We start from the raw sequence: 11,306 nt of genomic DNA on the forward strand, positions 1-11,306 counted from the left end.
ACTTCCCATCACGTTCAGTGAGTAAGATCCCTCCAAGACGAGGAGGTAGATAGGTCCGGGGTGGAAGCGTGGCAACACGTGAAGCTGACGGATACTAATCGATCGAGGACTTAACCACACATTTCACATTGGAATGGCCTAACGTTCTTATTCCGTTTTCAGGGTGCAATTAAAAAAGTTGCATTCTGAGACATAAATGGTATAATATTATTTGCGTGTGAAGCTGTTCCTGAGTTTGTATAGTTTATTTTTACGATTCCTATCTAAGGTTCAGAAAACTGGCGAGGTCATTAAACAATCACGTTGTAAAGGGTGTTATTTCTCTTAGAAATACGCAACACAATGACACTTCAACATAAACAGTTTAAAGGCTTATGTTTCTAATTTAGTATTATTTCATAATATCGCGGGGTGGAGCAGTCTGGAAGCTCGTCGGGCTCATAACCCGAAGGTCGCAAGTTCAAATCTTGCCCCCGCAACCAAAATTATTCAAACTGGTCCGGTAGTTCAGTTGGTTAGAATGCCTGCCTGTCACGCAGGAGGTCGCGGGTTCGAGTCCCGTCCGGACCGTTGTTGCTTTAAGATGAACATGTTTTCCAGCCAAAGGGAAACATGTTTTTAGTAAATATAACACATGATGTCTTGATTATTTTGATTGATATCAAGTGAAAAGGACACTGGGTAGAAATACCACTTGTTGCTAGACCGTTTCGAATGATAAAGAAACGGTTTTGTTATATTGATGACGCATAAATGATCTATCATATCCTCATGTATAAACGTAGGTCAACCATAGACGATAAGGTGGAGGTCCATTCCTGATTTGTCGAGCCATCGTAGAGATAAGACGAACTACCGATTGATTTTTTTCTTTATTGTTTGTCTTTTTCTTTTGCTTTTCTTTTTGCTATTATTAAATTGTTAGTAGTTTGAATGAAGATTCTTATGCAGTAAGGTGATGGGACATGGATGAATTTGCGTTTATTGAACGGATGAAACAATCAGCGTACAGACAATCGTCATTAGTAAAAGGCGTCGGTGATGATGCAGCGGTTTTTCGTCAGTCCGCTCGGGATATCATTACAACTGCCGATACTCTTCTGGAAGGTGTCCATTTTTCCAGAACGATGATGAATCCGTTTTACATGGGATATCGGGCACTGGCTGCCAATATGAGTGATATAGCTGCAATGGGGGCTAAACCTGCCTTTTATTTAGTGTCGATTGTTATTCCCGACTCCTGTTCCGACGATGAGTTGAACAGCATTTACCGAGGTATGTCCTCTGCTGCTTCGTCCCAACACATGGATTTAATTGGTGGTGACACGGTTTCCGGCAATGAATTGTCTATTGCGATTACCGTTATAGGCTTTGTGGCACAGGATAAGGCCCGGTACCGGAGTGCAGCCCGGTCCGGTGATTTTGTTTTTGTGACGGGCACGTTGGGCGATGCAGCGGCAGGTTTTCATATGTTGAACACCCCTAAAGGTTATACGGATAGAACGCATTATGAAAACAGTCATTGCATGCCACAAATCAGATCGGATTTTGCAACCAGGCTGGAATCACTGAATCGAGTCGCGCTGAATGATATCAGTGACGGTATTGCGAACGAAGTCAATGAAATAGCTGAAGCTTCCAACGTTGGGATTACCATTTATGACGACTGGCTTCCGACCCGTTCGTCTTTTACTCAATTTTCCATGGACCAGCAGCGTAACTGGAAACTGTACGGAGGAGAAGATTTTGAATTGATTGGAACGGTTGCTGAGAAAGAATGGGAGACGTTAAAGCTCATTGCAGCGAACACGAATACACAGCTGACACATATCGGCTATGCTGAACCGTCAGAGAACAATGGACATCACGTCACTCTAATCGATCATGCCGATCACAAAACGCCGTTATTAAAAAAGGGATATACCCATCGGAGCAGTGATAAAAATGGCTGATTTTCAACTAACAACTTATACAGATGGAGAAACGCAGCATGTAGCAGAAAGGCTAGCTACACTGTTAAAACCTGGCGACGTTCTTACATTGGAAGGAGAACTCGGTGCAGGAAAGACAACGTTCGCCAAAGGGTTAGCGAGGGGATTGGGGGTCAAACGCACGGTCAATAGTCCAACGTTTACGATTATTAAAGAATATGACGGTGAGCTGCCCTTGTATCATATGGATGTGTACCGGCTTGAGAATACGGACGAAGATATTGGCTTTGATGAGTATTTTAACGGTGATGGTGTTTGTGTCGTTGAATGGGCTCATTTTATCGAAGACTATCTTCCTGATGCATACTTAACCATATCTATTTCCTGTGGAGATAATGACAATCGTGTATTGGCGTTTTTCCCAGGAAATGACCATTATCAATCGATTGCAGCCGAACTGAACGGTTGGTGGTAAGGAGTTACTCGCAATGAATATATTAGCGATGGATACATCCACCCAAACGATGGGCGTTGCCGTATTAAATGACAATATCCCATTGGGTGAACTGTCGACAACGATAAAGAAAAATCATTCCGTTCGGTTGATGCCGGCGATTGACCACGTGATGCGTGAAGTCAATATGGCACCTGCTGAATTGGATAAAATTGTATCTGCTAAAGGACCAGGTTCGTATACAGGTGTGCGCATTGGACTCATGACCGCAAAGTCGATGGCATGGTCGCTGTCTATCCCGATTACAGGGGTTTCCAGTTTGGAAGGGCTTGCCTTGCAAGGTCGTTTTTACCACTCGTATATATGCCCTTTTTTCGATGCCCGTCGCGGTCTCGTTTATACAGGATTGTACCGGTGGCATCACGACACATTGGAACTGGTGATGGCTGAACGTAATATATTAATGCATGATTGGCTTGACGAGCTAGCGGCCTTGGGACACGATATTTTGTTTCTGAGTCCAGATATGTCATTACATAAAGAATATATTCAAAGACGGTTGGCACACAAGGCTGTCATTCCGGCCGATAGTTCTCCGGCAATCAATCCGGTTCATTTGGCATGGGCCGGCCAGAAGAAAGAAGCGGACAACACCCATACATTGACTCCCAATTATTTGCGCCTAGCGGAAGCAGAAGCAAAATGGCTGCAAAAACAAAGGGACGACCTGAATGGATGAGCTGAGCATTCGGAAGTTGAGTGATACGGATCTGGATCGTGTCTTGGACGTGGAGTGTGGCTCGTTTACTGTTCCGTGGTCCAAAGATATTCTCAAGCAGGAATTAACGGAAAATAAATATGCGCATTATTTTGGCGTGTTTGTGGGTGAGTGGTTGGTCGGCTATGCAGGCATGTGGCTTGTGATTGACGATGCGCAAATTACAACTATTTCTGTTATTCCTGATTTTCGCGGACAAAAATTGGGTGAAAAACTGTTTTTGTATGTGATGACTGAAGCCGTCCGGATGGGCGCCAAACGTCTGTCGCTGGAAGTGCGTATGTCCAATACTGCTGCACAGCGCATGTACAGAAAATTTGGGCTTGTCCCCGGAGGTGTCCGTAAATGTTATTATACGGATAATCAAGAAGATGCAATGGTAATGTGGGTGAATTTATCATGAATGACAAAAAAGATACATATATACTAGGAATCGAAACGAGTTGTGATGAAACCGCAGCAGCCATTGTTAAAAATGGCGATGAGATTGTTTCCAATGTCGTCGCATCCCAGATTGACAGTCATAAACGTTTTGGCGGTGTCGTTCCCGAGATTGCGTCGCGGCATCATGTTGAACAAATGACGATCGTTCTGGAGGAAGCATTCGAACAGGCTGACATGACTTGGGATGATGTGGATGCGGTTGCTGTTACGGAAGGTCCTGGTTTGGTTGGTGCATTGCTTGTCGGTGTTAACAGTGCAAAAGCGTTGGCATTCGCCAGACAAAAACCGTTGATCGGGGTGCATCACTTGGCTGGACATATTTATGCCAACCGTTTTCAAACGGAATTTGAATTCCCACTACTAGCATTGATTGTTTCCGGCGGCCATACAGAATTGATTGTGATGCATGCCCATGGTAACTATGAACTAATTGGCGAAACGCGTGATGATGCCGCGGGAGAAGCATACGACAAAATTGCACGTGTTCTGGAATTGCCCTATCCTGGTGGACCGCAAATAGACAAGCTTGCTGCTGAAGGGGAGGCATCGATGACCTTTCCACGGGCATGGCTGGAGAGCGATAGTTATGACTTCAGCTTCAGTGGGTTGAAGTCGTCGGTAATCAATACGATACACAATGCCACCCAACGCGGTGAATCCATCAGTAAACAATCTATCGCTGCGAGCTTTCAGTCGAGTGTGGTGGATGTACTTACAACAAAAACGTGGAAAGCAGCACAGTCGTATCAAGTCCGTCAAGTCATTGTGGCGGGCGGTGTTGCGGCCAATGCGGGATTACGGCGTGCACTGGAGAATCAATTTCAAGATTCCGGGATTCCACTTGCTATTCCGCCGCTCGAGCTTTGTACCGATAACGCTGCGATGATTGCCGCGGCCGGGTTTGTGAATAATAATCAGGGAAAACGATCAGGTTGGGATTTAAATGCAAATCCTTCATTGCCGTTAAAATAATCCACAGCGCCCTACACGGGCCTGTGGATTATTTTTGTGAAAGCACGCCACATCCGTATGGTCTATGTGGGCAAAACATGTGGATAACCGGAAATTATTCTGTGGATAATGGGTATAACTGATAGAATAACCGAACAGAGGGATGTTCATATGTGTATAAAACTGTGGATAAAAATCCTGTGCTATGACACAGGATTGGTTCGTTCGTTTATTCCTCTTGCAATTTTGTCCACTCGTCCATAAGCGAGTCAATTTTTTGTTTCACCTGTTTGGTTTCCTCAGTCAGTTCACTTGCTTTTTCATGATCTTCGTAAATTTCGGGTTCGGTCATTTTCTGTTCCAAATGTGTCAGTTTAGCCTCGTGTTGTTCAATGTGTTCTTCCAGTTCGTCAATGCGTCGTTGGATTTTTCGTTGTTCTCGCTGCTCCTGTTTATTTTCATGGAATTGTGTTTTTCGTTGTTCCTGCTTTGATTCAGTTTCTTGGCTGTCCATCAGTCTTTGAATGGAGGCTTCTTCCTCTTTTTTCTCCATGTAGTAATCGTAATTGCCCAAGTAAATCGTTGCATCTGTATGCTGCATTTCCACAATCTTGTCAGCCAGTTTATTGATGAAGTACCGATCATGGGAAACAAAGAGAATTGTTCCCGGAAAGTTCAACAATGCGGCTTCGAGTACTTCTTTGCTATCAATGTCCAAGTGGTTGGTCGGCTCATCCATGATAAGAAAATTAGCGTTCTGCATCATCAAACGTGCCATGGACAGCCGTGCTTTTTCCCCGCCGCTGAGCGAAGGGACGGGCTTCCGAACATCTTCACCTGAAAACAAAAAATTTCCCAAAACAGTCCGTATATCTTTTTCATCCACATCAGGGTACTCATCCCAGAGCTGATCCAGGACCGTTTTGGACGTTGTCACCTGTTGTTGTTCTTGATCGTAATAGCCAATCTGCACATTGGTACCGATTTTAATATGACCATCAGATGGCTGAATCTGGCCGGTAATGGTTTTTAGCAACGTTGTTTTTCCAACCCCATTGGGCCCCGTTAACGCCATTCGTTCGCCACGACTGGCATGAATGGTTATATGTTGAAAAATGGGTTGATCATCGTAGTGCATGGACAGGTTGTCAACCTTCAGGACGTCATTTCCGCTTGCCCGATTTATTCGGAATGAAAATGATGCTGATTTCTCATCGCCTTTGGGCTTTTCCAAGCGTTCCATTTTTTCCAGTTCTTTTCGGCGGCTTTGTGCACGTTTGCTGGTGGATGCACGGGCGATATTCCGTTGAATAAATTCTTCCATACGCTTTATTTCCGATTGTTGTTTTTCGTATTCTTTCAATTCCTGTTCGTAATCCAGGGCCCGCTGCTTCAAGTAATAACTGTAATTCCCATTGTATTTTTTGGATTGATTCCGGGAGATCTCATAAACAATGGATGCCGTTTTATCCAGAAAATATCGGTCGTGCGATACAATCGCAATGGCACCGGGATAGCTGGTCAAAAATTGTTCCAGCCATGTCATCGTTTCAATGTCCAAATGGTTGGTCGGTTCATCCAATATTAGCAAATCAGGTTTTTTTAGAAGCAGTTTTCCGAGTGCCAGTCGTGCTTTTTGGCCCCCGCTTAATTCGCCAACAGGGGTATCAAATGGGATATCGTTGAAATTCAAGCCGGTCAGCACGGACTTAATGCTTGCTTCATATTCATATCCGCCATTTTCGACGAATCGTTGCTGCAATTTATCATAATCCTCAAGCAGTTGTTCATACGTGGCATCAGACAGGGAAGACGTTTGTGTCATTTTTTGCTCCATCTCCTGTAATTCCTGCTGTTGCATCAAGAGATTATTGAACACCTCGAGCATTTCACCCCAGATGGTTTTGTCCGATTCGAGAGCGCTGTGTTGTGTCAGATAGCCGACAGACAGGTTTTTTGGCTGAAACACCTCTCCTTCATCATAGGAAAGCTCGCCCGCCATGATTTTTAATATCGTTGATTTGCCTGCACCATTTCGCCCGACAATAGCCACGCGGTCGTTCGTTTTTATCTCCAGTTTTATATTCGTTAAAATATCTTCAGCCCCAAATGACTTGGACACGTCATTCAGCTGCATTACAATCATGTCAGTTCACCTCGTCCTTCTTCCTGCAATCGTATCATGAATGAACCCAAAAATGATATTGTGAAACGCGTCACGACGTATGTATGTTTTTCTGATAGAATAGAGGCTGAACATAAAGCAAATGGAGATGAGTCGATGTCTGATTTTACACACTTTAATGAACAAGGAAGAGCACGGATGGTTGATATCAGTGATAAAGAAGAAACCGAGCGGACGGCCACTGCTGCCTCCAGCATTCAATTAACACAGGAAATATATGAAAAAATACAGGCTGGAACGATGAAAAAGGGTGATGTACTTGCTGTTGCCCAGGTGGCGGGTATTATGGCTGCCAAAAATACGTCCGATGTCATTCCGATGTGTCATCCATTACAGTTGAAAGGAACCGATATTATATTTGATTGGGATATTACCGATGACAACTATGACCTGCTGATAACCGTTACGGTTAAAACAAAAGGGTCGACTGGGGTGGAAATGGAAGCACTGACAGCGGCTTCAGCAACTGCACTCACCGTCTATGATATGTGCAAAGCACTTGATAAAGGGATGGTTATCGGGCAAACGTACCTGTGTCACAAAAGGGGCGGCAAATCAGGCGAATATGAGCGTGATGGCAAGGAGGCGTAATTGTGGACCAAAACAAAATACCGCAAGCGACTGCCAAACGGCTTCCGCTCTATTACCGTTTTTTGAACAGTCTTCATCAACAAGGGAAAAATCGTGTTTCGTCCAATGAGTTGAGTGATGCGGTCAAAGTGGATTCAGCAACGATCCGTAGAGATTTTTCCTATTTTGGCGCACTTGGTAAAAAAGGCTACGGCTATAATGTGGAATACTTACTCGGTTTTTTCCGGAAAACACTCGATCAGGATGAGTTGACTGAAGTAGCTCTGGTTGGAGTGGGCAATCTGGGAACGGCTTTTTTGCACTACAACTTTTTAAAAAACAACAATACCAAAATCGTCATGGCGTTTGATGCGGATCCTGATAAAACGGGAACCGACATGGATGGTGTTCCCATTTATCATATTGATGATTTGGAAGAAAAAATCGGTGATGTACGGGTAGGCATTTTAACTGTGCCATCGGATGAGGCACAGCGCATCACGAATCGGCTATCCAATTACGGCATGGAAGGCATTTTAAATTTCACCCCGGCCCGAGTCACTGTCCCGCCCGGGGTGCGCGTGCACCATATTGACTTATCGATTGAGATTCAGGCGCTCGTCTATTTTTTGAAACATTATCCGTTGAATGTATAAAGAAAAAGAAGCCATATATCCATTGGGTATTACTTCTTTTTCTTTTGGCTTTTAATTTTGAAATGAATAATCAACATCCGGATGCCGACACCAAATTCAAGTGTCGCTACAAGGGCAAGCAGGATGGTAGGAAAACGCCATATGGACTCGCCTGTGACTTGCACAGCAACGCTTATGAACATGGCCCCTATCAGAAAATAGATGATTGCCATCGTTTTTGGTGTCATTTTAATCATAATTTTTGCCCCTTGACTGGTGTGTTTGTTGTCATGTTAATGGAACGAGAGAGTGGAGACCATCTTAAAATGGGAAAAGAATGGTTTGCATGTCCTCCAACTGTTTCAGCTTGTTTTCGATATAGTCTGCGCCAAATGTTAATACAAGGACGGAGATGGAGTTCATTGCCATATGAACAATGATAGGCACGATAATACGTTTGGTTTTTACATAAACGAACGCAAAGACAAATCCCATGGAAGCATAGACAAGCGTATGCGCCAACTCCATGTGAATAACACTGAAAATAAGAGCGGAAAGTACCGCAGCGATAAAAAAGTTCATGCGTTTATACAGTTCTCCGAAAATGATTTTGCGGAAAACGATTTCTTCCAGAATGGGTGCTATAATCGTGGTGATGGCAGCAAAAACAGGTACAGAGCGAGTAATATCCATAATCATCTCTGTATTCTGGGAAGTTGGATCAACGCCAAATAAAACCCTTTCAATGGACGATGCCATGGAATTAGAAATATAAGCCATGACCAGACCGGCTGCCGACCATAAAATGATGCGACCGACTCCCGCGGCCTGTGAACTATTATTTTGTTTCATATCCGGCCGTAACAACCATAGAACGACGACAAGTCCAATCAAGAAGCTGATGACCGACCAGTAAATCGTCGCATCATATCTGCTCAAGGGTGTCAGGACCCATAAAAGCGGTACAAACAGTAAACCTGAAAATTGCATAATGATATATGTTAAAATGACATACCAGTACCGTTTTGCCAAAATAAAACGACTCCTTCGTAGAGGTTTGCTTTATACAGTTTATGCGTGGTAAAAAAGATCAATTCTGTATAAAACGCCATTATTATTTTATCATATTTTTTGTATAGCTTATAATAGAATGGTCGACGCTTATTAAAAGTCTAAAATTTTCATCCCGTAAGGCTTGCATTTTTGAAATGAATTATATATTATAATAATTGGAATTAGCACTCGCTAACAAAGAGTGCTAACAAATAAATTGAGATGGAATGAAGGAGGTTGTCGACATGATAAAGCCACTAGGAGATCGTGTAGTCATTGAACTTGTGGAGCAGGAGGAAACGACTAAAAGTGGTATCGTCCTTCCTGATTCAGCACAGGAAAAACCACAGGAAGGCAATGTCGTAGCAGTTGGTTCCGGACGCCCGGCAGATAACGGTGAAAGAGTAGCGCCGGAAGTTAAAGAAGGAGACCGCGTGATTTATTCCAAATTTGCCGGAACAGAAGTGAATTACGATGATAAGGAATACTTAATTCTTCGAGAAAGCGATATTTTGGCTGTTGTAGGCTAACTGTCCGAATATCGGAAATAACATATATCCATTTGAGGAGGTCGAATAGTTATGGCAAAAGAGCTTAAATTCAGTGAAGATGGTCGTCGTGCGCTACTGAACGGTGTTGATACACTGGCAGATGCCGTGAAAGTTACATTGGGACCAAAAGGCCGTAATGTTGTGCTTGATAAAAAATTCGGTTCGCCATTAATTACAAATGATGGTGTTACCATTGCGAAAGAAATTGAGTTGGAAGACCAATTTGAAAATATGGGGGCACAACTTGTATCCGAAGTAGCTTCCAAAACGAACGATATTGCCGGTGACGGTACAACAACGGCAACCGTCCTGGCACAAGCCATGATCCGTGAAGGACTTAAAAACGTTGCATCCGGTGCTAATCCGGTTGGCATCCGCCGCGGTATTGAAAAAGCGGTTGAAGTTGCCGTTAATGAACTGAAAGGTATTTCCAATCCGATTGAAGGGAAAGATTCCATTTCCCAGGTTGCATCCATTTCTTCCGACGATGATGAGGTTGGTAACCTGATTGCTGAAGCCATGGAACGTGTCGGTAATGACGGGGTTATTACGATTGAAGAGTCCAAAGGTTTCAACACCGAATTGGAAGTTGTGGAAGGTATGCAATTCGATCGTGGTTATGCTTCCCCATATATGGTCAGCGACCAGGAACAAATGGTGGCTGAACTGGAAGACCCATATGTCCTGATTACCGATAAAAAGATCGGAAATATCCAGGAAGTATTGCCGGTTCTTGAACAAGTTGTTCAGCAAAGCAAGCCGATCTTAATCATTGCTGAAGACGTGGAAGGAGAAGCACTGGCCACGCTTGTTATGAACAAACTGCGCGGCACATTTAATGCTGTTGCCGTTAAAGCACCAGGCTTCGGCGACCGTCGTAAAGCTATGCTTGAAGATATCGCAACATTAACCGGTGCTGAGGTTATCACAGAAGATCTTGGACTTGACTTGAAAAGCGCGACCATCGATCAGCTTGGACGAGCCAATAAGATTGTTGTAACGAAAGACAATACAACCATTGTGGAAGGCGCCGGCAAGCCCGAAGCTATTTCCCAGCGTGTATCTCAGGTTCGTGCGCAGGCTGAAGAGTCAACATCCGAGTTTGACAAAGAGAAGCTGCAAGAACGTCTGGCAAAGATGGCGGGCGGCGTAGCGGTTATCAAAGTTGGTGCGGCTACCGAAACGGAAATGAAAGAACGTAAACTTCGCATTGAGGATGCCCTGAACTCCACTCGCGCAGCTGTGGAAGAAGGTATCGTTTCCGGTGGCGGTACGGCCTTTATCAACGCGCTCAGCAAAATTGGCGAGCTATCGCTTGAAGACGATGAAGCAACAGGCGCCAATATTGTTCTTCGTGCATTGGAAGAGCCCATCCGTCAGATTGCCCACAATGCTGGAATGGAAGGTTCCATCGTTGTTGAACGTCTCAAAGGCGAAGAAGTTGGCGTCGGAATCAACGCAGCCAACGGTGAATGGATTAACATGATTGAAGCTGGCGTCGTTGATCCGACTAAAGTTACTCGCTCTGCACTGCAAAACGCAGCATCTGTTGCTGCTATGTTCCTAACAACAGAAGCAGTCGTCGCTGACAATCCTGAAGACAGCGATGGCGGCGGCGGAGCACCTGACATGGGTGGCATGGGCGGTATGGGCGGCATGATGTAAGCATGCTCCCATGCCTGTCACAACAGGATTCTGCCCTTGTGAAAAATTGAAAACTTTATAGAAATTAAGCATAAAGGACGTTTTCGTAA

12 protein-coding genes, 2 tRNA genes and 1 rRNA gene (1 of these 15 only partly in view) are annotated in these 11,306 nt (G+C 44.2%); 12 read left to right on the forward strand and 3 right to left on the reverse strand.

Annotated features, from left to right (window positions below; genetic code table 11):
• The 8 genes from ABDZ72_RS02880 to tsaD form a co-directional block, all read left to right on the forward strand.
• Positions 1-118: ribosomal RNA gene (locus ABDZ72_RS02880) — 23S ribosomal RNA — on the forward strand (its annotated part extends 314 nt beyond the left edge of the window); the annotation flags it as partial.
• Positions 119-405: 287 nt separating this feature from the next.
• Positions 406-482: transfer RNA gene (locus ABDZ72_RS02885), tRNA-Met, on the forward strand.
• Between the two features lie 14 nt (positions 483-496).
• Positions 497-570: transfer RNA gene (locus ABDZ72_RS02890), tRNA-Asp, on the forward strand.
• A 395-nt stretch (positions 571-965) separates the two neighbouring features.
• Positions 966-1,952 carry a thiamine-phosphate kinase gene (thiL, locus tag ABDZ72_RS02895; RefSeq protein ID WP_343751038.1) on the forward strand — a complete coding sequence of 329 codons (987 nt, stop codon included), beginning with the start codon at positions 966-968 and terminating at the stop codon, positions 1,950-1,952.
• A complete protein-coding gene (gene tsaE / locus ABDZ72_RS02900) occupies positions 1,945-2,406 on the forward strand; it encodes a tRNA (adenosine(37)-N6)-threonylcarbamoyltransferase complex ATPase subunit type 1 TsaE (protein ID WP_343751039.1) in 462 nt (153 codons plus the stop codon). The genes thiL and tsaE overlap by 8 nt, the downstream gene beginning before the upstream one ends.
• Positions 2,407-2,419: 13 nt before the next feature.
• Positions 2,420-3,124 carry a tRNA (adenosine(37)-N6)-threonylcarbamoyltransferase complex dimerization subunit type 1 TsaB gene (gene tsaB / locus ABDZ72_RS02905; protein ID WP_343751042.1) on the forward strand — a complete coding sequence of 235 codons (705 nt, stop codon included), beginning with the start codon at positions 2,420-2,422 and terminating at the stop codon, positions 3,122-3,124.
• Positions 3,117-3,566, forward strand: a complete 450-nt coding sequence (gene rimI / locus ABDZ72_RS02910) for a ribosomal protein S18-alanine N-acetyltransferase (RefSeq protein WP_343751044.1) — start codon at positions 3,117-3,119, stop codon at positions 3,564-3,566. Before tsaB ends, rimI begins: the two co-directional genes overlap by 8 nt.
• Complete coding sequence (tsaD, locus tag ABDZ72_RS02915) at positions 3,563-4,579, forward strand: tRNA (adenosine(37)-N6)-threonylcarbamoyltransferase complex transferase subunit TsaD (RefSeq protein ID WP_343751045.1); 1,017 nt, start codon at positions 3,563-3,565, stop codon at positions 4,577-4,579. Before rimI ends, tsaD begins: the two co-directional genes overlap by 4 nt.
• A 208-nt stretch (positions 4,580-4,787) precedes the next feature.
• Here the strand turns inward: tsaD and ABDZ72_RS02920 are convergent, their stop codons facing one another.
• The gene (locus ABDZ72_RS02920; RefSeq protein WP_343751046.1) at positions 4,788-6,704 is read right to left on the reverse strand and encodes an ABC-F family ATP-binding cassette domain-containing protein; all 1,917 of its coding nucleotides are present in this window, start codon (positions 6,702-6,704) and stop codon (positions 4,788-4,790) included.
• 135 nt (positions 6,705-6,839) lie between these two features.
• On the opposite strand from ABDZ72_RS02920, the gene moaC reads away from it, so the two are divergent.
• On the forward strand, positions 6,840-7,334 hold the full coding sequence (gene moaC / locus ABDZ72_RS02925) for a cyclic pyranopterin monophosphate synthase MoaC (RefSeq protein WP_343751047.1): 495 nt from the start codon (positions 6,840-6,842) through the stop codon (positions 7,332-7,334).
• Between the two features lie 2 nt (positions 7,335-7,336).
• On the forward strand, positions 7,337-7,969 hold the full coding sequence (locus tag ABDZ72_RS02930) for a redox-sensing transcriptional repressor Rex (protein ID WP_343751048.1): 633 nt from the start codon (positions 7,337-7,339) through the stop codon (positions 7,967-7,969).
• Positions 7,970-7,998: 29 nt separating this feature from the next.
• Here the strand turns inward: ABDZ72_RS02930 and ABDZ72_RS02935 are convergent, their stop codons facing one another.
• Positions 7,999-8,205 (reverse strand): DUF4305 domain-containing protein, encoded by a 207-nt coding sequence (locus ABDZ72_RS02935; protein WP_343751049.1) that lies wholly within the window; start codon positions 8,203-8,205, stop codon positions 7,999-8,001.
• A gap of 64 nt (positions 8,206-8,269) precedes the next feature.
• A complete protein-coding gene (locus ABDZ72_RS02940) occupies positions 8,270-8,980 on the reverse strand; it encodes a CPBP family intramembrane glutamic endopeptidase (RefSeq protein ID WP_343751050.1) in 711 nt (236 codons plus the stop codon).
• Positions 8,981-9,246: 266 nt separating this feature from the next.
• On the opposite strand from ABDZ72_RS02940, the gene groES reads away from it, so the two are divergent.
• Together groES and groL are read left to right on the forward strand one after the other, a co-directional pair.
• Positions 9,247-9,531, forward strand: a complete 285-nt coding sequence (gene groES / locus ABDZ72_RS02945) for a co-chaperone GroES (protein ID WP_343751051.1) — start codon at positions 9,247-9,249, stop codon at positions 9,529-9,531.
• Positions 9,532-9,582: 51 nt separating this feature from the next.
• Complete coding sequence (gene groL, locus ABDZ72_RS02950; RefSeq protein WP_343751052.1) at positions 9,583-11,217, forward strand: chaperonin GroEL; 1,635 nt, start codon at positions 9,583-9,585, stop codon at positions 11,215-11,217.
• Positions 11,218-11,306 lie beyond the last annotated feature (89 nt).

This window comes from Lentibacillus halophilus (genome assembly GCF_039522485.1).
Taxonomy (GTDB): Bacteria; Bacillota; Bacilli; order Bacillales; family Amphibacillaceae; genus Lentibacillus; species Lentibacillus halophilus.